At 70.4% G+C, this 20397-nt stretch carries 23 protein-coding genes; 9 read left to right on the forward strand and 14 right to left on the reverse strand.

The window, feature by feature from the left end; genetic code table 11:
• The 6 genes from EV193_RS29040 to EV193_RS29065 all read right to left on the reverse strand — a co-directional run bounded on the left by EV193_RS29040 (position 1) and on the right by EV193_RS29065 (position 5633).
• Positions 1-630 (reverse strand): ESX secretion-associated protein EspG, encoded by a 630-nt coding sequence (locus EV193_RS29040; RefSeq protein ID WP_165401542.1) that lies wholly within the window; start codon positions 628-630, stop codon positions 1-3.
• 165 nt (positions 631-795) lie between these two features.
• Positions 796-1902 (reverse strand): winged helix DNA-binding domain-containing protein, encoded by a 1107-nt coding sequence (locus tag EV193_RS29045; protein ID WP_130348139.1) that lies wholly within the window; start codon positions 1900-1902, stop codon positions 796-798.
• A gap of 1 nt (position 1903) precedes the next feature.
• Entirely contained in the window at positions 1904-3535 is a 1632-nt protein-coding gene (locus tag EV193_RS29050) for a glycoside hydrolase family 13 protein (protein WP_130348140.1), read from the reverse strand.
• A 70-nt stretch (positions 3536-3605) separates the two neighbouring features.
• The gene (locus tag EV193_RS29055; RefSeq protein ID WP_130348141.1) at positions 3606-4229 is read right to left on the reverse strand and encodes a dihydrofolate reductase family protein; all 624 of its coding nucleotides are present in this window, start codon (positions 4227-4229) and stop codon (positions 3606-3608) included.
• Between the two features lie 38 nt (positions 4230-4267).
• Positions 4268-4666, reverse strand: coding sequence for a globin (locus EV193_RS29060; protein WP_130348142.1), 399 nt, complete (start codon positions 4664-4666; stop codon positions 4268-4270).
• 1 nt (position 4667) lies between these two features.
• Complete coding sequence (locus EV193_RS29065; protein WP_130348143.1) at positions 4668-5633, reverse strand: mechanosensitive ion channel family protein; 966 nt, start codon at positions 5631-5633, stop codon at positions 4668-4670.
• Between the two features lie 210 nt (positions 5634-5843).
• Between EV193_RS29065 and EV193_RS29070 the strand changes: the two genes are divergently transcribed.
• From EV193_RS29070 to EV193_RS29085, 3 genes are all read left to right on the forward strand, one after another.
• Positions 5844-6476, forward strand: coding sequence for an HNH endonuclease (locus tag EV193_RS29070; RefSeq protein ID WP_207222856.1), 633 nt, complete (start codon positions 5844-5846; stop codon positions 6474-6476).
• Between the two features lie 547 nt (positions 6477-7023).
• Positions 7024-7293: an aa3-type cytochrome oxidase subunit CtaJ gene (gene ctaJ, locus EV193_RS29080; protein WP_130348145.1), complete on the forward strand. Its 270-nt coding sequence runs from the start codon at positions 7024-7026 to the stop codon at positions 7291-7293.
• Entirely contained in the window at positions 7280-7774 is a 495-nt protein-coding gene (locus EV193_RS29085) for a DUF5130 family protein (protein ID WP_130348146.1), read from the forward strand. Before ctaJ ends, EV193_RS29085 begins: the two co-directional genes overlap by 14 nt.
• Here EV193_RS29085 and EV193_RS29090 read toward each other — a convergent pair.
• The 3 genes from EV193_RS29090 to pepN form a co-directional block, all read right to left on the reverse strand.
• Positions 7771-8085, reverse strand: coding sequence for a type II toxin-antitoxin system PemK/MazF family toxin (locus EV193_RS29090; protein WP_130348147.1), 315 nt, complete (start codon positions 8083-8085; stop codon positions 7771-7773). The two genes, EV193_RS29085 and EV193_RS29090, sit on opposite strands and share 4 nt — an antisense overlap.
• Complete coding sequence (locus tag EV193_RS29095; RefSeq protein WP_130348148.1) at positions 8075-8305, reverse strand: hypothetical protein; 231 nt, start codon at positions 8303-8305, stop codon at positions 8075-8077. The genes EV193_RS29090 and EV193_RS29095 overlap by 11 nt, the downstream gene beginning before the upstream one ends.
• 105 nt (positions 8306-8410) lie before the next feature.
• On the reverse strand, positions 8411-10975 hold the full coding sequence (gene pepN / locus EV193_RS29100; protein WP_130348149.1) for an aminopeptidase N: 2565 nt from the start codon (positions 10973-10975) through the stop codon (positions 8411-8413).
• Positions 10976-11154: 179 nt separating this feature from the next.
• Between pepN and EV193_RS29105 the strand changes: the two genes are divergently transcribed.
• Together EV193_RS29105 and EV193_RS29110 are read left to right on the forward strand one after the other, a co-directional pair.
• A complete protein-coding gene (locus tag EV193_RS29105; protein WP_130348150.1) occupies positions 11155-11787 on the forward strand; it encodes a DsbA family oxidoreductase in 633 nt (210 codons plus the stop codon).
• 102 nt (positions 11788-11889) lie between these two features.
• Positions 11890-13320 carry an aldehyde dehydrogenase family protein gene (locus tag EV193_RS29110; RefSeq protein ID WP_130348151.1) on the forward strand — a complete coding sequence of 477 codons (1431 nt, stop codon included), beginning with the start codon at positions 11890-11892 and terminating at the stop codon, positions 13318-13320.
• Positions 13321-13397: 77 nt separating this feature from the next.
• Here the strand turns inward: EV193_RS29110 and EV193_RS29115 are convergent, their stop codons facing one another.
• Positions 13398-14204 carry an MBL fold metallo-hydrolase gene (locus EV193_RS29115; protein WP_130348152.1) on the reverse strand — a complete coding sequence of 269 codons (807 nt, stop codon included), beginning with the start codon at positions 14202-14204 and terminating at the stop codon, positions 13398-13400.
• Positions 14201-14983 (reverse strand): 2-phosphosulfolactate phosphatase, encoded by a 783-nt coding sequence (locus tag EV193_RS29120; RefSeq protein ID WP_130348153.1) that lies wholly within the window; start codon positions 14981-14983, stop codon positions 14201-14203. The genes EV193_RS29115 and EV193_RS29120 overlap by 4 nt, the downstream gene beginning before the upstream one ends.
• 9 nt (positions 14984-14992) lie before the next feature.
• Here EV193_RS29120 and EV193_RS29125 point away from each other — a divergent pair, with 9 nt between their 5' ends.
• Together EV193_RS29125 and EV193_RS29130 are read left to right on the forward strand one after the other, a co-directional pair.
• Positions 14993-15460 carry a ribose-5-phosphate isomerase gene (locus EV193_RS29125; protein WP_130348154.1) on the forward strand — a complete coding sequence of 156 codons (468 nt, stop codon included), beginning with the start codon at positions 14993-14995 and terminating at the stop codon, positions 15458-15460.
• Positions 15460-16269, forward strand: coding sequence for an Fpg/Nei family DNA glycosylase (locus tag EV193_RS29130; RefSeq protein WP_130348155.1), 810 nt, complete (start codon positions 15460-15462; stop codon positions 16267-16269). Before EV193_RS29125 ends, EV193_RS29130 begins: the two co-directional genes overlap by 1 nt.
• A 10-nt stretch (positions 16270-16279) precedes the next feature.
• On the opposite strand, the gene EV193_RS29135 is transcribed toward EV193_RS29130, so the two are convergent.
• From EV193_RS29135 to EV193_RS29145, 3 genes are all read right to left on the reverse strand, one after another.
• Positions 16280-16459, reverse strand: coding sequence for a hypothetical protein (locus tag EV193_RS29135; protein ID WP_130348156.1), 180 nt, complete (start codon positions 16457-16459; stop codon positions 16280-16282).
• Between the two features lie 9 nt (positions 16460-16468).
• Positions 16469-17245, reverse strand: coding sequence for a hypothetical protein (locus tag EV193_RS29140; RefSeq protein ID WP_130348157.1), 777 nt, complete (start codon positions 17243-17245; stop codon positions 16469-16471).
• Positions 17246-17311: 66 nt separating this feature from the next.
• Positions 17312-18322: an ABC transporter substrate-binding protein gene (locus EV193_RS29145; protein ID WP_130348158.1), complete on the reverse strand. Its 1011-nt coding sequence runs from the start codon at positions 18320-18322 to the stop codon at positions 17312-17314.
• A gap of 58 nt (positions 18323-18380) precedes the next feature.
• Between EV193_RS29145 and EV193_RS29150 the strand changes: the two genes are divergently transcribed.
• Positions 18381-19382, forward strand: a complete 1002-nt coding sequence (locus EV193_RS29150; protein WP_242613757.1) for a FecCD family ABC transporter permease — start codon at positions 18381-18383, stop codon at positions 19380-19382.
• Positions 19379-20392 (forward strand): FecCD family ABC transporter permease, encoded by a 1014-nt coding sequence (locus EV193_RS29155; RefSeq protein ID WP_130348159.1) that lies wholly within the window; start codon positions 19379-19381, stop codon positions 20390-20392. The genes EV193_RS29150 and EV193_RS29155 overlap by 4 nt, the downstream gene beginning before the upstream one ends.
• Positions 20393-20397 lie beyond the last annotated feature (5 nt).

Below are 20397 nucleotides of genomic sequence, written 5' to 3' on the forward strand. Positions count from 1 at the left end.
TCACTTGGCGAGGAGCGCGTGCAGCCCCTTGGTCAACGCCACGCGGTCCGCGGGCATCACCGCCGTCCGCTCCGGTGTGTCCTCGACCAGATACCGGCCGGCCTCGGTGTCCAGCCAGGACAGCCGCGGCGCCGTGGTCTCCCTGGTCGGCTGACCACGGCTGACCGCGAACGAGCCGCCGCCGGTCTTCGGCTGCTCGGTGATCGTCGCCGAGGTGGACGGGCCGGGGCCGAGGTCCGGCAGCAGACCGACGGTGTCGCGCACCAGTGCCGCGGGGCGGGTCATGCGGCATCGGATCGCCCGTCCGGTACCGACCGCGAGCACGGCGAACCGGCCGGACGAGCACGCGCGGGCCGCGATCGTCCTGCCGTCGTGGCTGCCGGACACCACGATCGTGGTCTCCGCCTCGGCCAGCAGGCGCAGTGCGGTGTCCACGTCGGGCGCGAGCACCCGCTGCGAGGCGAGGCGCCGCCCGGACAGCCCGATCCACACGGCGTCGACGACCCGCCTGCGATCCTCCGCGAACCGGCCCAGCGACGGCAGCTCGAACGGCGCCGGCCGAAGATCCAGGTGCAGGTGTTCGGCCAGAACCGTGAGCGCGGTCAGTGACAGCGTGAACTCGAAGGCCATCGGTTCTCCTTCTCGGCCGTCCCCACGGCCACACATGCCGCGAGCGAGTCGCCCAACCGGAAGAATCCCCACGACGCCCCAGTCGTGCGCGACTGCTCAGCGCACCCGGGTGACCGTAGTGAGACCGAAACCGGCCCACAAGGCCGGTCACCCGAACGGCCCAGGTCAGTCCGTCGTACCGATCCGCACGATCGGTGTGGCGCCCGCCTCGGCGAAGGCGAGCAGCCGCGCGCCCGAACTCTCCAGCGCGCCCGCGTCCCGTTTGGACAGCCGCTGGTACGGCGTGATCTCCAGCGTCGCCACGTCCTTGGCCCGGCTGATCCGCCACTCGCCGTGGACCTGCCCGTTGACCAGAATCGTGCCGGGGAAAACGCCGTTCTTGGTGTACAGCAAGCGTTTCCGGTTCTCGGTGGAGATCGCGCGGGTGCGGTTGGCGTGCGACAGCAGGATGTTGTCGAACGGCGCGATGAACCGGGGCGGGGCCGGTGTCGCCGGGTCGGGGCGCGGCGCGTCCGGCAGGTCGAACAGCTCCCGGCCGTCCTCGTCGGTGAACGTGATCAGCTTGGGGCGCAAGGAATCCAGCACCTCGCCGAGCCGCGTCAGGCCCGACCAGGTCTGCACGTCGGCCGTCGTCGCCGGGCCGAACGCGGCCAGGTAGCGCAGCACCATCTCGGCCAGCGACGCGTCTGTCCGAAGTGGACGGTCAAGCCACTCGTCGGCCACCGCGTAGGCGGTGGCACCGCTGCGACCCCACACCGCGCGCGGTGGTACCTGGACCAGCGGCAGCAGCCCGCGTGCGGCGTGCGCGAGTGCGGAGGGCGCCCGATCGGGCCACCGCTCGGCGAGTGCCACGCCCAGGTTCTTGGCCGCCAAGTGGTTGTCCCGCAACAGTTTCCGCGCGTGCTCGGCCAGCTCCGCACGGTCCAGCCCGGTCAGGTGCTCGGCGTGCTGCGTGTTCGTGTCCAGATCGCGATCCATGATCGGCTGCACCAGTGGCCGCAGGAACGCGCAGTCCTCGGCGGTGACCAGGTGCACGGTGCCGCGCATCAACACGATCCGCACCGCGCGCCGGTCCTCGATCAGGGTGGCGAGGTCCGCCGGAGTGAACCCGTGCAGCCGCGACCACAGCCCGAAGTACGGCGGGAACGGCGCCTGCGCCTGCATCCCCACCAGGTGCTCCAGCGCCTCGGCGACCGTGCGCTTCTCCTTGCGCAGCAACCATTGCCGGGCCAGCGTCGCGCGGTTCAACGCGCGCGGGGACAGGACCGTCACCTCACACCACCCACGCGGCGGCGTCCGGCGGCAGGTACCCGGCGTCCAGCGGGCAACTGGACAGCAGCAGCGTGCCGGGCGGCACCGGGACCCGCTGCGACGAGGTGTTCAGCGCGCACACCAGGCCGCCCGGCTTGCGGCGGAACGCGAAGCACCCGTCCGGCGCGCCGTACCACTCCAACTCGTCACCGGCGAACGCGTCGCTGGTGCGCCGCAGCTCCAACGCCGCACGGTAGAGCGACAGCGTGGACGCCGGGTCCTCCAACTGCGCCTCGACCGACAGGTCCTTCCAGTCCGGCGGAACCGGCAGCCACGACTCCTCGGTCTCGGAGAACCCGAACGGCGGGTAGGAGCCCTCCCACGGCAGTGGCACCCGGCAGCCGTCGCGCCCACGGTCCATGTGCCCGGAGCGCTCCCACACCGGGTCCTGCAGCGCCCAGTCGGGCAGCTCCACGTTCGGCAGCCCCAGCTCGTCGCCGTTGTACAGGAACACCGGCCCCGGCAGTGCGAGCTGCACCAGCGCCATCGCGCGCGCCCGCCGCAGCCCGGCGTCGCCGCCGCCGTAGCGGGTGGCCGGGCGGATCACGTCGTGGTTGGCCAGCGTCCAGGTCGGCGGCGCGTCCACCGACGCCACCACGTCGATCGAACCCTCGATCGCCTCGCGCACCTCGGCCGCGTCGAAGCCCGCGTCCACGAGCCGGAAGTTGAACCCGAGGTGCAGCTCGTCCGGCCGCACGTACTTGGCGAACCGCTTGTCGTCGCTCACCCAGATCTCGCCGACGGCCATCGTGCCCGGGTACTCGTCCATCACCGCGCGGACCATCTGGTGGATCTCGTGCACGCCGTCGTCGTCGAACCGGGGATCGCGGATCTCCGATTTCAGCAGGGTGCCCGGCGAGCCGAGAATGCGCGGATCCATGTCGGGCAGGCCGTCCGGCTTGGCCATGCCGTGCGCGACATCGATACGGAACCCGTCCACGCCGCGGTCGAGCCAGAACCGCATGGTGCGCGCCATGTCCTCGGCGACCTCGACGTTCTCCCAGTTCAGATCGGGCTGCTGGGCGGCGAACAGGTGCAGGTACCACTGGCCGTCGGTGATGCCCTCGTACTCGTCGGCCCTGCTCCACGCCGGCCCGCCGAAGATGCTCGTCCAGTTGTTCGGCGGGATCAGCCCGGCCGGCCCGACACCGTCGCGGAACACGTACCGCGCGCGCTCCGGCGATCCCGGCCCGGCCCGCAACGCCTCGGCGAACCACGGGTGCCGGTCGCTGGTGTGGTTCGGCACCAGGTCGATGGTCACCTTCATGCCGTGCTGGTGCGCCTCGCCGACGAGCGTGTCGAACGCGCCGAGGTCGCCGAACTGCGGGTCCACGTCCCGAGGATCGGCGACGTCGTAGCCGTGATCGGCCATCGGCGAGGTGTAGAACGGCGTGATCCACAGCGCGTCGACGCCGAGCAGTTCGAGGTACCCGAGCCGGGAGCGGATGCCCTCGATGTCCCCGACGCCGTCGCCGTCGGAGTCGGCGAAGGAGCGGATGTAGACCTGATAGAACACCGCGTCGTGCCACCAGGTGCCCGACTGCGTGTCCGATTCCGATGCCTGGTCAGGCGAGGTCTCCGGCGATCGTCGCATCGGGCGCCATCCTGCCATCAGTCGTGCGCCCGCGTCAGGACCCGAACGGGCAATCGGGTCCGCGAGTCGGCTACCGAATCACCCGATACCGGACATGTGTGACCTTCGGCGACTCGATGACGCGTATCGGCTCCAGCCTGGTCTCGTCGAGGCCGTCCAGCGGGCGCTCGCCCGCGCCGAAGATCAGCGGCGCGATGTGCGTGTTGATCTCGTCGACCAACCCGGCGGCCAGGGCCTGGCGGATCGCGGCGGCGCCGCCGGCGATCAGCACGGGCTTGTCACCCGCCGCCTCCTTGGCGCGCTCGACCGCCGAGGCGATGCCGTCGGTGACGAAGTGGAACGTGGTGCCGCCCTCCATGGGCACCGACTCGCGCGGGTAGTGGGTGAGCACGAACACCGGCGCGTGGTACGACGGCTCGTCGCCCCACCACCCCTTCCAGGACAGGTCCCACTCGCCGCGGATCGGCCCGAACATGTTGCGCCCCATGACGAACGCGCCGTAGCCGTTCCTCACCTCGTCGACCATGTCGTCGTCGACGGTGCGCTCGCCGTCCTCGCCGCTGAACGTCGGCGTGGACAGCATCCACTCCATCAGCTTCATGCCGCCCTGGCCGAGCGGGTCGTCGACGCTCTGGTTCGGGCCGGCCATGTAGCCGTCGAGGGACATGGTGAAATTGCAGATCACGGTGGTCATGTCGTACAGACAACCACCGCGCCGAAACCTGATCGGTGCTAGGCCCAGGCGTTCATGAGGCTGTTGGCGGCCATCTCCAGGTACTGCCACAGCTGGTCGCGGTACGCCTTGTCCAACCCTGCGTCGTCGACCGCGATCCGCATGCAGCGCAGCCACGCGTCGCGCTCGATCGGCCCGATCGGGAACGGCTGGTGCCGCATCCGCAGCCTCGGGTGGCCGCGCTGCTCGGAGTAGGTGTGCGGGCCGCCCCAGTACTGCATCAGGAACAGCGTCAGGCGCTCCTCGGCCGGCCCGAGATCCTCTTCCGGATACAGTGGCCGGAGCACGTCGTCGGTGGCCACCTCGGCGTAGAAGCGGCCGACGATGCGGCGGAAGGTCTCCTCGCCGCCCACCGCCTCGAAGAAGCTGACCTGTTCTGGCGTGCCCACGTCGCCCACTCTATTGCCCTGGCTGGGTGTAGAGCCGCCCGCCCATCGGCGGTGCGATGCCGGCCTCTTCGAACGCGGCCATGGTCTCCGCGCGCAGCGCCCGCTGCACCGACCACTGCCGGCCGGCCCGGACCTTGACGGTCATCCGCAGCGTGATCCCCTCGGCGGTGACCTTCTCCACACCGAGCACCTCGACCGGTCCGAGCACGTCGGTGGACAGCGGCTCGCGGGCCAGCGCCTCGGTGGTGACCCTGTTCATGATCTCGGTGGCCTCCTCGACGTCGCCCCGTTCGCCGAGCAGCAGGTCGACCACGGCGACGGCGAAGCCCTGGCTGGAGTTGCCGACCCGCAGGATCTCGCCGTTGCGCACGTACCAGACGGTGCCGTTGACGTCTCGCAGCGTCGTCACGCGCAGCCCGACCGCCTCGACCGTGCCGCTGGCCTCACCGACGTCCACCACGTCGCCGACGCCGTACTGGTCCTCCAGCATCATGAACATGCCGGACAGGAAGTCCTTCACCAGGTTCTGCGCGCCGAAACCGAGCGCCACGCCGACGATGCCGGCCGACGCGATGATCGGGCCGAGGTTCACGCCCAGCTCGCCGAGGATGAGGATGAACGCCAAGCCGTAGACCGCGAAGGTCACGGTGGACTTGAGCACCGAGCCGATCGTCTGGGCACGCTGCGCCCGCCGTTCGGACAGCAGCGGGTTCAGCGCCTGGGGCGCGCGTTCGCGCAGCGGCTTGAGCAGGGCAGGCATCTTGCCGTTGCCCCGGGTCAGCCTGCCGATCACGCGGTGCGCCAGCCACTTGACCAGCAGCGCGATCACCAGAATCAGGATGATCTTGACCGGCTTGGCGATCAGCCAGCTCGCCGAGGACGCGAGCCAGTCGTTGCCGGTGATCTCGAAGATCTGCTTGCACCAGCTGCCGGCTTCGTCGGCGCACTGGGGACGGGCCGCGGTGAAGTGGATCATCAACTCACTCGTGTGGTTCGACGGTTTTCGTCGCCGACGATAGTCAGACACTCTCCGCGACCGTGGTTACCCAGCTGTTCACCTGGGTTTCGGGAACGTGAGGAGGGACACGTCACCGAACACACGTGACGTTTTGGTGCCATGTGTGGTCGACTATGGCAGCACCCGCACCGCGTGTGGGGGCACCCGCCGGAATGCGGAGGTGGTCGAGTGCCCGATCGACAACCGATCCCCATCGGCGCGCCCAAGGGGCACGCGCCGAGGGCATCGCTGCGCTCGACACCGGGTACTCATACGTCATCGCCTTCTCCGCCGCCGACTCTGCCGTGGGGCCGCCGGCGCGTTCTCCTGCTCAACACGACCTTCGAGCCGCTCACCGCGCTGCCGCTGCGTCGCGCGGTGGTGCTGATCGTCTGTGGCAAGGCGGAGGTCGTGCACGGTGATCCGACCGGTCTGGTGCTGCACGCGGCGTCGTGCAGCGTCGAGGTGCCGTCGGTGATCCGGCTGAGCAACTACGTGCGGGTGCCGTACCGCGCCAGGGTTCCGTTGACCAGAGCCGGGCTCATGCACCGGGACCGCTACCGCTGCGCGTACTGCGGCGGGCGGGCGGAGACCATCGACCACGTGGTGCCGCGCAGCCGGGGTGGCGCGCACACCTGGCAGAACTGCGTGGCGTCGTGCGCCAAGTGCAACCACCGCAAGGCGGACAAGCTGCTCAGCGAACTCGGCTGGCGGCTGCGAAAGGCCCCGACCGCACCGCGAGGTCCGTACTGGCGATTGCTCGCTGGTGTGGCCGAGGCCGATCCGCTGTGGTTGCCGTACCTGGGAGAGCCGGCCGCGTAGGGCCCGCCTCGATCACGCGGGGCGTCAGGCGGCGGTGACGCGGGTGCCCATGACCACCCTGGTGCCGCGCACGACCCGAGTTCCGCAGGTGACCCTCGTGCCACGCGTCACACGGGTGCCGCGGGTGACGCGCGTGCCGGCGGTGACACGAGTGCCACGGGTGACGCGCGTGCCGCGGACAACTCGTGTCCCACGGTGATGTTCTGCGTCCAGACGGGTGACAGTGTGGGTCTGGTCAAGGATGTCCGGCGTGTACATGGAGTGACCTCCTGGCGGTGGGGACCGGGCGCGGCGACCGAATGCAGTATTCGCAAGGGCCGTACAGGTGAAACTATTGGCCAAAGGGGGCAGCCCACAAGACATGAAAACCCGCCAGTGCACCTGATTTGGTGACTTGACGCCGTTCGCTTCGCCCCGCTGGGCTCAACGAGGCACATGCCCGGGCATCACTTGGCCGCGTGTCGTTACAGACGGAGCACTAATGATCACATTGGGCGAGAGTCACGCCCCTGTGCTCTTGATCGGGCGATCGGCTAACGTACCGGTCGTGAGTCTGGTGCAGACGGTGCTCGTCTTCGTGGGCCTGCCACTGGCCATCTATGGCCTGGTAGCCCTGCTGACACTGCGTAGTAGGGCCGCGAGCCGGCCGCGTTACCGCCCTGGTCAGGACTGGGATTACCCAGCTGTCTGGTGGACGGCGAACCCGGCGGGTGTCGGGGTCGACCGGCACGCCGGCCGGCCGACGGCCGAGGCTACCGACGACAGCGCGACCGGTGAGGCGCGCACAGCCGTGGGAGGTGCCCGTGGGAGCTGGTGAACTGGCCCAGCCGGCCAATGCCGCGACGGTCGTGGAGGACCCGGAGCACGGGGAGGGCGCCGCGATCACCTTGAGCGGGCGCGTCTCGGTCGCCAGGGCGCACAAGCCGGTGGCGCCGGACAACCCGTTCACGCCGGTTCAGCTGGCTCGGCTGGACGAGGCGCTGACGCTGTCCAGCCGCAGCACCGGTCTGTGGTTCAGCGTGTACCTCGGCGATCTCGGCCAGGACACCAGGGCCGCCGCCGAGGACGTGCACGCCGCCAGCGGCGAGCGTGCCGCGCGGTCCGTGTTGATCGCGGTGTCGCCAGGGCAGCGCCAGGTCGAGGTGATCACGGGGTCGGAGGCCGCGCGTCGGATGTCCGACCGCGGCTGCAAGCTGGCCGTGATGAGCATGGTCGCCTCGTTCAAGGAGGGCGACCTGATCGGCGGCCTGGTCGACGGCCTGCGGATCCTCAACGATCAAGCCGGCCCCCGCCACTAACCGAGATCCAGGACCGTGCGCAGCGCGTCGTCCATCGCGGCGAGTTCGTCCAGCGCCAGCCTGCCCACCTGATCGCCGAGGCGTTGCGGATCGACGGCGGTCGTCTGCTCGACGAGCACGAGGGTGACCTTGCCGTCGATCTCGATCTCCGGCCGGAACGACGCCGGCCGAGCACTGGTCGAGGTGGGCGCCACGAGCCAGGTGCTCAACGGCAGCAGGTCCGACTGGATCACGACGGCGTAGCGCTGCCCCGACTGTTCGTGTCCGCGAGCGTTTCGCGGCGCGCGAAGCCGGTAGACGTCACCACGCACGCAGAGGCTCCAGGTCGGCCCGCACCGCGCGCATCTCCGCCACGTCGTCCGGGTCCGCTGCGAGCGCCAACGCCTCCGCCCGGAGAGCCTCGGCCCGCTTGGCGCGCGCGGCGTCGAGAACGGCGTCCCGGATCGCCGCGGACACACTGCGCCCGTCGGCCGTCAGTTCCGCGAGCGCTCGTTCCGTCGCCTCGTCCGGCCGAAAGTTGACACTGCTCATAGCGCTAATGGTAGCGCTATTTGTGCTACATCGTGTGGTACCAACTGTGCAGGGCGCGGGACTCGCGGGTGCAGGGCGCGGAACTCGCGCCCCACCCGCGACTGATCAGCTTCCGTCGAACTCGCGGGCGGCCAGGGCGCGCAGCACGCCGGCGCGGCCCTCGGACACCAGGCGGCGCAGTGCGGCCGGGTGCTCGGCGGCCAGCCAGCTGTCCGCCGCCCGGACCGTCTCCTCGGTCACCGACCACGCGGGGTACAGGCCCACCGCGACCGGCTGCGCCCGCTCGCTGGACCGCCGCGCCCACACCTGGGCCACGTCCTCGAAGTACCGCTCGCGGTACTGCTCCAGCAGCTTCTTCTGACTCGGGTGGGAGAAGCCCGCGATGATCGACTCGTTGACCGCGTTGGGCAGCTCGTCGTCCTCCACCGCCCGCCGCCACGCCTCGGCCTTCGCCTCCTCGGTCGGCCGCAGCGCCCGCGCCCGCTCGGCGTGCCGGGCACCGGTCGCCGTGGAGTCGCGCTCCAACTCGGCGTCGATCTCCGCGTCCGCCACCGCGCCGTGCGCGACCAGCGCGTGCAGCAGCCGCCAGCGCAGATCGGTGTCCACGGTCAGCCCGGGAAGCGGCGCCGAGCCGTCCAGCCAGCCGCGCAGTACGACCAGCTTCTCCTCGTCCAGCACCGATCCGGCCAGCGAGTTGACCAGCGCGAGCTGGTGGTCCGAACCCGGCTCGGCCGCGCGCGCCAGCTCCAGGATGCGATCGGTGAAGATCCGCCAGCCCCCGAAGGTGTCAGCCGCCCACTGCGGGTCGGAATAAGACGAGATCGCGGTCTGCGCCTGCAGCAGCAGCCGCTGCACCACGCCGACCTCGCTCTCCGCCGGCAGCCCGTGGCACACCAGCGTCACGAAGTCGCGCGCCTTCAGCTCGGCCTCGCGGGTCATCTCCCAGGCGGCCGACCAGCACAGGGTGCGGGGGAGCGGCTCGTCGATGTCGCCGACCCGGTCGATCAGGGTGGTCAGCGAACCGGGGTCCAGCCGCATCGTGCAGTACGAGAGATCGTCGTCGTTGACCAGCACGAGCTTGCCCCGGGACACGCCGGCCAGCTCCGGCACGTCGGTGCGCTCGCCGTCGACGTCGATCTCCACCCGGTGGGTGCGCGCCAGCCGGCCGTCCACGTCGTCGTAGACGCCGATCGCGATCCGGTGCGTGCGCAGCTCGCCCTTGCCCGGCCTCGCGCCCGTCTGCAGCACGGCGAACTCGGTGAACTTCCCGTCCGCGTCCACCGCGAACGACGGGCGAAGCGAGTTCAGCCCGGTGGTCTCCAGCCACTGCGCGCTCCACCCGGACAGATCGCGCCCTGACGCCTCTTCCAGTGCCGCGAGCAGGTCGGCGAGCGTGGCGTTGCCCCACGCGTGCTTGTCGAAGTACACCTTCAGCCCGGACAGGAAGTGCTCCAGCCCGACGTAGGCGACGAGCTGCTTGAGCACACTCGCGCCCTTGGCGTAGGTGATCCCGTCGAAGTTGACCTCGACCGCCTGCAGGTCGTCGATGTCCGCGGCGATCGGGTGCGTGGACGGGAGCTGGTCCTGCCGGTACGCCCAGGACTTCTCGATGTTGGCGAACGACGTCCAGGCGTGCACGTACTCGGTGGCGTCGGCCTGCGCGAGCACGCTGGCGAACGTGGCGAACGACTCGTTCAGCCACAGGTCGTCCCACCAGCGCATGGTCACAAGATCGCCGAACCACATGTGCGCCATCTCGTGCAGCAGCGTCTCGCAGCGGCGCTCGTAGGAGTAGCGGGTGACCCGGCTGCGGAACACGTAGTCCTCGAGGAACGTGACGCAGCCGGCGTTCTCCATGGCACCCGCGTTGAACTCCGGCACGAAACACTGGTCGTACTTGCCGAACGGGTAGGTGACCCCGAAGTTGCGGTGGTAGAAGTCGAAGCCCTGCTTGGTCTCGGTGAACAGCCGGTCGGCGTCCATGTGCGGGGCGAGCGAGGCGCGGCAGTAGATGCCGAGCGGGATCGTGCCGTACTCGTCGGTGTACTCCTCGCGCCACTCGGCGTACGGGCCGGCCACGAGCGCCACCAGATAGGTGGACATCGGCTTGGTCGTGGCGAACACGTGCCGCGCGGCGCCGCCCTCGCCACCGGCGATCTTCGCCTCGGCGTTGGAGATCACCTTCCAGTCCTCGGGGGCGGTCACGGTGAGCTGGTAGACCGACTTCAGGTCGGGCTGGTCGAAGCAGGCGAACATGCGCTTGGCGTCGGCCGTCTCGAACTGCGTGTAGAGGTACACGCCGCCGTCCACCGGGTCGACGAACCGGTGCAGGCCCTCGCCGGTGTTCATGTACCGGCAGGTCGCCTCGACGGTCAGCTCGTTGCTCGCGGCGAGGCTCGGCAGCACGATCCCGGTGTCCTCGCGGTAGCCGGACAGGTCCAGCTCGACGCCGTTCAGCGTGGCCCGGTCGACCGAGGCGGCGACCAGGTCGATCCAGCTGGTCGCGCCGTCCTCGCGACTGCGGAACGTCACCGTCGTGTGTGAGCGGAATGTGTCCTCGCCGGGCTTGCCGCCGCCGTCGGTCAGATCGAGTTCGACCGTGTAGGACTGCACCTCCAGCAGCGCTGCGCGCTGTTGGGCTTGGTCGCGGGTCAGGTTCGGCGCGGCCACTGATCACCTCGTGGTAGGGGAGTTTTGTTCCCTGCATCCAATCACGGCGTGTGCTGTGCTTCCTGTGAGATGGCTGGGCCATTCGGGCTGTTTTCGGGAAGAAAGGTCGACCACGGACCGTTGCCGTGAACGGGGGCGGTGATCGCCGTCTCGTTCGACACGTTCTCTGGAGCCCACACATGGCCGTCGCCGAGCCCAGCAAGACCCATGGCAAGACCAAGGTCGACTTCTACTTCGATCCCGTGTGCCCGTTCGCGTGGATCTCCTCCCGGTGGATTCTCGAGGTGGAACAGCAGCGCGACATCGACCTGCGGTTCCGGATCATGAGCCTGTCGGTGCTCAACGAGAACCGCGAGGACCTGTCCGAGGACTACAAGGAAATGCTCACCAAGGGCTGGGGCCCGGTTCGGGTGGCGACCGCCGCGGCGCAGTCGCACGGCGAGGAAGTGCTGCGCGACCTGTACACCGCGCTCGGCACCCGGATCCACAACGAGGGCCGACAGGACGACCGGATCATCGCCGACGCGCTCGCCGAGGTCGGGTTGCCGGCGGAACTGGCCGAGGCCGCGGACGGCACCGAGTACGACGAGGCGGTGCGCAAGAGCCACCACGAGGGCATGGACCCGGTGGGCATGGACGTGGGCACGCCGACGATCCACGTGGACGGCGTCGCGTTCTTCGGACCGGTGCTGAACTCGATCCCGCGCGGCGAGGACGCGGTGAAGATCTTCGACGGTGCGCGGCTGCTCGCCGGGTTCCCGAACTTCTTCGAGTTGAAGCGGACCAGGACCGGAGAACTGTCGTTCGACTGAGCATTCCCGTTGGCGCACGCCGGTTACGGGTTCCCGGGCGGGTCCGCGATGTGACAGGCTGAGCAGCAGACGTTCAGCAGGTGTCACAGCGGGAGGATTTTCATGGCTGCTCCGGCCGCGGCTCGTACCGGGCATTTCATCGCCGGCGCGTACTCCGACCAGTCCACGGATCGCATCGACGTGGTCAATCCGGCGACCGAGGACGTGATCGCGTCGATCCCGGCGGGCACCGAGGCGGACGTCGACACCGCCGTGCGTGCCGCGGCCGCCGCGTTCCCGGCCTGGTCGGCCACCGACGACGCCGCGCGCGTGGCCATGGTGCGCGCGATCGGGTCCGGCCTGCGCGAGCGTGCCGACGAGCTGGCCGCCACGATGACCGCCGAGATGGGCACCCCGATCACGTTCGCCGGCAAGGTGCAGGTGCTCAATCCGGTCGGCATCGTGGAGGGCGTGGCCGACGCGCTGGAGGCCGGCGCGCTCGGCACCGTGGAGATCGGCAACTCGCTGGTGGTCCGCGAGCCGATCGGCGTCGTCGGGGCGATCACCCCGTGGAACTTCCCGCTGCAGCAGGCCGTCGCCAAGATCGCCCCGGCGCTCGCGGCGGGCTGCACGGTGGTGCTCAAGCCGAGCGAGATCGCCCCGCTCACGGCGGGCATCCTGGCCGAGGTGATCGAGGCGGCCGGTGTGCCGGCCGGCGTGTTCAACGTCGTGCACGGCACCGGTCCGGTGGTCGGCGAGGCGCTCGCCGCGCACCCGCTGGTCGACATGATCTCGTTCACCGGCTCCACGCGCGCCGGCCGCCGGGTGTCCCAGGTCGCCGCGGAGACGGTCAAGCGGGTGGCGCTGGAGCTGGGCGGCAAGTCGGCGAGCGTGGTGCTGGACGACGCCGACCTGGTGCGCGCGGTGAAGATCACGGTCGGGAACAGCTTCATGAACAACGGCCAGGCGTGCAGCTCGCTGACCAGGCTGCTGGTGCCGGCCGACCGGCACGACGAGGCGCTGGAGGCGGCGGTGGCGGCCGCGGCGAAGTACGTCTCCGCGGACCCGGCCGACCCGTCCACCCGGATCGGGCCCGCGTCCTCGGCGGCGCAGCGCGACCGCGTGGTCGGCTACATCCGCAAGGGTGTGGAGGAGGGCGCGACGCTCGCGCACGGCGGCCCGGACCCGGTGGAGGGCCTGGACAAGGGCTACTACGTGCGGCCGACCGTGTTCGGCAACGTGCGCCCGGACATGACGATCGCGCAGGAGGAGATCTTCGGGCCGGTGCTGTCGGTGATCCCGTACACCGACGAGGACGACGCGGTGCGGATCGCCAACGGCACCGTGTACGGGTTGGCCGGCGCGGTGTTCTCCGCCGACTCCGACCGCGCGATGGCGGTGGCGAAGCGGCTGCGCGCCGGACAGGTGGACATCAACGGCGGCATGTTCAACACCAGCGCGCCGTTCGGCGGGTTCAAGCAGTCCGGCAACGGCCGCGAGTACGGCCGCTTCGGTCTGGAGGAGTTCACCGAGCTCAAGTCCGTCCAGCGCTAGCACCCGGTGTCCGAAACTTAGCGATCGCTCCGTTCACGTTTTGCGTACTTTAGCCCGCTAAAGTCCGGCACGATCGCTCAGGTGTTGCCGCGTTCCAGTGCGGGGCGGGTGGTGCTCTCCGGGTACGGGGAGCGGCCGATCGCCTCGTCGACAGTCAGCTCGCCGGCCTGGAACGCGGTGAACAGCTCGGCGATCACGCGTAGCTCGTCCCGTTGTGTAGCGACGAATTCCGGGCCGACGGGCTCGCCGTGTCCGGGTATCACGGTGCTCGCGTCCGTCCCGAGTAGACGGTCCATTGTGGACGGCCAGTCCAGCGGGTAGCCGTCCAGCCCGATCACCGGCGGCGCGCCCTGTTCGACCAGATCGCCGGCGAACAGCGTCGCCGCGTCCGGCACGTGTGCCACGACGTCGTGGTCGGTGTGGCCGCGGCCAGGATGCCACAGCACGACGGTCCGGCCGCCGAGGTCCAGCTCGGCGCGGTCGGTCAGCGTGCGGTCCGGCACCACGATGGTCGCGGCGGCCACCCGGTCGGCCAACTCGTCCTCACCGTCGGCCCGCAGGTACCCGGCGCCGTGCTCCCTGCCCGCCTCGCCGTCCCGCTCGATCCGCTCGCGGCACCGTTCGTGCGCCCACACGTCGCACGGCAGAAACGGTTGCGTGCCAAGGAAATGGTCCCAGTGCCAGTGGGTGATCGCGGCGGTCCACGGCAGCGGGGTGATCTCCCGGATCGCGGCGGCCAGCTCGCCGCCATGCAGGTCGTCCGCCCCGGTATCGACTACCAGACAGCGCTCGCCGCCCACGATCAGCCCGAGCGTCTGGTCCAGCGGGCCGTAGCGCCGGCCGTACACCCCGTCGGCGAGCTCGATCCAGCGGCCCGCCTTCATACCCGGTCCACGAAAACGCCGTCGACGAGCAGCGGCACGATCTTGCTGGAGTCCACATCGGACGCGAGCGGCACGTCGGCGGACACACCCGCGGCGGCCAGCTCGCGGCCGGACACCGAGTTCGCGATCAACTCGGGCACCCGGTCGCCGGCGGCACGGTAGGCCAGCGCGGCCAGCTCCGCCTCGGGGGACAGGCCGTCGCTGAGCGCGGAGGTGATCGCCCCCGCGCCGAGATACTCCTCGATCGACGGCCGCAGCGTGCGTTGCTCGTGGTGGTGCCACCGCTCGCCGGCCGGGACCACGCCGATCACCCCGTCGCCGGCCAGTTCCGCCGCCGCGCGGGCCACCGCCGAGGCGTTGCGCAGGCACCCGGCGATCACCGTCGTGCCGGCCTCAGCCGCGGCGGCGCACAACGTCGCGCCGTTGGGGGAGGCCATGGCCAGCAGCGTGCCCGGCTCCAGGTCCACCAGCGACGACGGCCGCAGCGACGGGCCGCGCACCGCCGCGTCCGAGGAGAACCCGCTTTCCTTGCGTACCAAGCCACTTCGGGTCAGCACCGCACCCGCGGCGCGCGCCGCCTCGTCGGCCCGCTCGTCCCGCCACGGCAGCGGCATCACCCGCGCGCCGCGGCCGAGCGCGATGTCCACCGACGTGGTGAACACCAGCACGTCCACGACGATCACCACGTCGCAGCACGAGGCCAGCTCACGCACGCCGTCCGGCCCCCACTCGAGCCGAACCCGATACCCCTCCTGCTGATAGACCGTCACGGCAGACATAATGCCCGCGTGCGCGTTTACTTGGGAGCAGACCACGCAGGCTTCGAGCTGAAGAACCACCTCGCCAAGCACCTCGGGGAGGCGGGCCACGACGTCGTCGACGTCGGTCCGGCCACCTACGACGCCGAGGACGACTACCCGCCGTTCTGCATCGAGGCGGCCAGCCGCGTCGTCGCGGACGAGGGCAGCCTCGGCATCGTGCTCGGCGGATCCGGCAACGGCGAGCAGATCGCGGCGAACAAGGTGAAGGGCTGCCGCGCGGCCCTGGCCTGGAGTGTCGAGACCGCGAAGCTGTGTCGCGAGCACAACAACGCCCAGGTCATCGGGCTGGGTGCGCGGATGCACACGCCTGACGAGGCCGTCGCGATCGTCGAGGCGTTCCTGGCCACACCGTTCTCCGGTGTCGCCCGGCACGAGCGGCGCATCGGCCTGCTCGACGCCTACGAGGAGACCGGCGAGAAACCGCCGCTCCCGTAGTGCCTGAGGGTCACACGCTGCACCGGCTCGCCCGGCTGCACAAGCGATTGTTCGGCGGCCACCCGGTCGCGGTGTCCAGCCCACAGGGGCGCTTCGCGAATGGTGCGTCCATTGTGGACGGACGCGTCATGAAAACCGCCGAGGCGTACGGAAAGCACCTGTTCCACGTGTACGGCCCGGACACGGTCGTGCACGTGCACCTCGGGCTCGCCGGGTTCTTCGCCGAGCACGAGCTGCCACTGGAGCCGCCGGTCGGTGAGGTGCGCATGCGGGTGGTCGGGCCGACGCAATGCACCGACCTGCGTGCGCCGATCACCTGCGAGGTGCTGACCGTCGACGAGGTCAAGGCGGTCAAGAAGAAGCTCGGGCCGGACCCGCTACGCCGCGACGCCGATCCGGAGCGAGCCTGGCGGCGTGTCTCGCGATCGCAGCGACCGCTGGCCGCGTTGCTGATGGACCAGGGTGTGCTGGCCGGTGTCGGCAACGTGTATCGCGCGGAGCTGTTGTTCCGGCACGGCATCCCGCCGGCGACCGAGGGCCGGCAGCTCGACCATCCACAGTGGACGGACATGTGGACCGACCTGGTCGCGTTGATGCGCAAGGGTGTCCGAAGTGGACGGATCGACACCGTCGCGCCCGAGTACATGCCACGCGCGACCGGCCGCCCGCCGAGGGTGGACCGGCACGGGGGAGAGGTGTACGTCTACCGCCGGGCCGGCGAGCCGTGCCTGGTGTGCGGCACCACGGTGGCCACCACGGTGCTGGACGGGCGCAACCTGTTCTGGTGCCCGACCTGTCAGGCGCCCTGACCGCGAGCGATCAGGGCGGCGGGAGGTCGTTGCCCGTCGTCTCGGTCGCGCGGCGCGCTTCGTGGATGCGGTCTGCCTGCACGGCGGGTGCGGCCCACCGACGCACCGGGAGCCGGCGGCGGGCTATCCCGTCCAAGGCCCACACCGCCGCGAGCAGCCCGACGATGGCCACTGCGAACAACCAGCTCATCGTGCCTCCTCAGAATCCGCCGAAGTCGCCCCCACCGAAGTCTCCGCCGAAATTGCCGCCGCCGAAATCCCCGCCCATGTCGCCGCCGCCGTAGTCACCACCGCCGTCGCCGCCTCCGGTGTCGGCCATGGCGTCCTCCTGGCCCGCGGTGTAGCCGTCGGACCACGCGTCGGCGCTCGGAATGCCGTGCATGCCGGAGAACATCGCGTCGAACAGCAGCAGTGAACCGACACCCCACGCGCCGGCCACCAGCGCCGGCTTCCACCACGGCTCGCTGTACCAACCCTGCGGCACCGGCCGGCCCGCGACCCGGCCGCCCGGGTAGTAGTGCGGCGTGCCGGAACCGGGCCGTTTCGAGGCGCGGTAGTCGTGGCCGTCCACGGAGACCGACCGGTCCTCGGTGACCTCGCCCGCCTCGCGCTGCTCGCGGTCCACCGGCAGCTCCGGCCCGGGGTCCAGGCCCATCGCGGTGCGCGCGGCGCGCACGTAGTACAGCCCTTCCAGTGCGGTCTTGGTCACCAGCTTGCACTGCTCGACCGTGTTCGCCTGGTCCATCTGCGCGCCGGCGGCGGTGTAGCGCTCCGACGCGTCGGCCATCGCCTGCTTGGAGGCCTCGTCGGTGCCGGTCAGGTTCATCACCTGCCCGCCGAGGCGCTCGACCCAGCGGCGCGCCTCCGCCTTGGCGTCCTCGACGCGCTGCTGCTTGGCGCCGCGCGATCTGGCGACCAGCAGCCAGATCGCCAGTACGGCGAGAACCACCACGATCAATGCGAACGTCGTGTCCATGACGCCTCCCCGCGAAAGATGTACCCAGGTCAACGGGCACCGCGGCGAGCCGGTTCCCCGCCGCTCTCAGGCGAAGCGGTGTAGTGCCGAGGTGAGTGCGGTCAACTCGGGCGTGAACCGCTGGTAGGACAACGGCGTCTCGTTGTTCCAGGGGACCAGGCGGCCGGCCCTCACCGCGGGGAGTTGCCGCCAGGTCGGGACGTTGCCCAGCCCGTCCGGGCCGAGCGACAGCGATCCGCCGCGTGCGTCGTAGAGGATCACGTCGGCCTCGTACTTGCCGATGTTCTCCCAGCTCACCTGCTCGTAGTAGCCGCCGTCGGCGGTGTCGGGTTTCTCCGGCAGAACGAACCGCACGCCCTTGTTCTGGTAGTGCCTGCTCGTCGCGAACGCGGTCGGATTGGCGACGTAACAGGTGTCCTTCTGCGCCGAGAGCAGCAGCACGCGCAGGCCCGCCGCCTTCTTGATCGCCTCACCGAGTGCCGCGTCGGCGCGCTCGAATTCCTGGCGAGCCTGGCGGATCGCGGGGGAGTCGGTGTCGGCGCCGAGTGCCCGCGCCAGTGCCGCGAACTTGGCGATGCCCTCAGGCATGGAGATTCCCTGCAGGCCGATTCCGACGCTGGGGGCGGTCTTGTCCACCCGGTCGGCCTGCGTGTCCGGGACGTACCACATCTGCTGCTTGAGGTAGATGACGGTGACCAGCAACTGCGGGTCCAGCGAGGCGAACTTGTCGAAGTTGAACTCGTTCCACACGTTGCCCAGCGAGGTCACGGCGTTCAGATCGACTCCGCCCACCTGTGGGTCCGGCTTGCCGTCGGGCAGTTTCGACGGGCCGAAGACGGCGATCGGCCTGATGCCGAAGTCCCACAGCGCCGCGGCGGCGGTCACCTGCGCGACGATCCGCGCCGGACGCGGGCCGTCGAGCTTGCGACCGCGGTCGTCGGTGAAGGTCCATGTGGGCCCGCCGGCGCCGGTCGGGTTCTCCTCGGTGTAGCCGCAGGAACTCAGCAGCGTCGTCGCGCCGAGGGCCGCCGTACCCGCGAGGAAGCCGCGGCGGGACAGCGTGGGGAGGTCTCTCATGGGGTTCGTCCTTCACACCGAGTGTCAGCTGAGGTTAGCCTGCCCTTAGTGTAAGACCATGGTTGGGACCACCCGGCGCACCTCGCTGCGAACCGTGGCGCTGATCGGCATCGTGATCGCGCTCGTCGTGGCGATCTTGCTGTCCATCGGATTCGGGTCCAACCGGCTGTCCCTGGCCAGCGTTCTGCACGGTCTGTTCGCCTACGACGGCACGGCGGACGACGTCGTGGTCCGCGACGACCGCCTGCCCAGGACGCTGGTCGGCGTGGTCGTCGGCATGGCGCTCGGCCTCGCGGGCGCGCTGATGCAGGCCGTCACCCGCAACCCGATCGCCGAACCCGGCCTGCTCGGGATCAACCACGGCGCCGCGTTCGCGATCGTCGCCGGCTCCGCGCTGCTGTCCGTGCACGATCCCGACCAACTGATCTGGCTGGCGTTCGGTGGGGCGCTGCTCGGCACCTGGCTGGTCTCGGTGATCGGCGGCGCGATCAGCCCGATCCGACTCGTGCTCGCCGGTGTCGCGGTGCAGGCCGTGTTCGTGGGACTCAACCAGGCGTTTCAGGTGATCAACACACACAACCTCGACCAGATGCGCTTCTGGCTGGTCGGCTCGCTGGTCAACCGCGACCTGGCCGGCTTCGCCGGACTCGTGCCGTTCTTCGTCGCCGGCATGGTGATCGCCGCCGTGCTGGCCGGGCCGCTCAACGTGATCGCGCTCGGCGAGGACACCGCGCGCGGCCTCGGCGCCAATCCGGCGGTGACCCGGCTCGCCGGCATGGTGGCGGTCGGCCTGCTGAGCGCCGCCGCCACCGCGGCGTGCGGCCCGATCGCGTTCGTCGGACTGATGACGCCGCACCTGGTGCGGCTGATGGTCGGGCAGGACGAACGGTGGGTGCTCGCGCTGTCCGCGTTGTCGGCCCCCGTGCTGCTGTTGATCTGCGACGTGCTCGGCCGGGTACTCGGCTCGCCGGGCGAGATCCAGGTCGGCGTGATGATGGACATCGTCGGCGGCATCGCGTTCGTGCTCGTCGTGCGGCGGCTCAAGGCGGTGCGCCGATGACCACGCCGACTCCCAGGGAGGTCGGCCTCGACCGCCGGACGATCGTGACGGTCGCGATCCTGGCCGCGGTGACGGTCGTGCTGATCGTGTTGTCGGTCGGCACGGGCGACTACCCGATGACCCCGGCCGACGTGGTGCGCACGCTCGCCGGCAACGGCACCAAGGCGCAGTACCTGGTGGTCACCGGCCGGCTGCCGAGGGTCCTGGTCGCGGTGCTGGTCGGCGCGGCGCTCGCACTGGCGGGGGCGGTCTTCCAGACGTTGACCCGCAACCCGCTCGGCAGCCCGGACATCATCGGCTTCACGACGGGATCGGCGACCGGCGGCATCGCGATGATCCTGCTCGTCGGCTCCACGCCGAGCGTGGTCGCCCTCGGCGCGCTCGGCGGCGGGCTGCTCACGACGGTGGTCATCATGGCGCTGTGCGCACCGCACGGGCTGTCGAGTTCACGGGTGGTGCTGCTCGGCGTCGCGGTCAGCGCGGTGCTCGCGGGCGTCAACTCCTACCTTCTGGTCAAGGCCAGCAAAGAGAACGCCGCGCGGGCGACCGTGTGGCTGGTCGGCGATCTCGCCGGCCGTGACTGGCACTACCTGGTCCCGCTGGCCGTCGCGCTGGCGATCCTGGTGCCGGCGGTGCTCGTCAACGGACGGGCGCTGCGGATGCTGGAGATGGGTGACGAGATCGCCACCGGTGTCGGGGTCGCCGTCGGCCGGGTACGCGTGCTGCTGCTCGTCCTCGCGGTCGCGCTGGTCGCCGCGGCCACCGCCGCCGCGGGGCCGGTGCCCTTCATCGCCCTGATCGCCCCGCAGGTCGCCCGCCGGCTGACTCGACTGCCCGGACCGAACCTGGTGGCGTCGGTGTTCGTCGGTGCGGCACTCGTCGTCGCGGCGGACTACCTGGGACAGCGCGTCCTGTCCTCGTCGCTGCTGCCGGTGGGCGTCGTCGCGGCCACCCTCGGCGGTGTCTACCTGGTGTTCCTGCTGCTGGTCGGGCGCAGGCGCGGAGCCTGATCCGA

It is taken from the genome of Herbihabitans rhizosphaerae, from assembly GCF_004216555.1.
In the GTDB taxonomy this organism is placed as follows: Bacteria; Actinomycetota; Actinomycetes; order Mycobacteriales; family Pseudonocardiaceae; genus Herbihabitans; species Herbihabitans rhizosphaerae.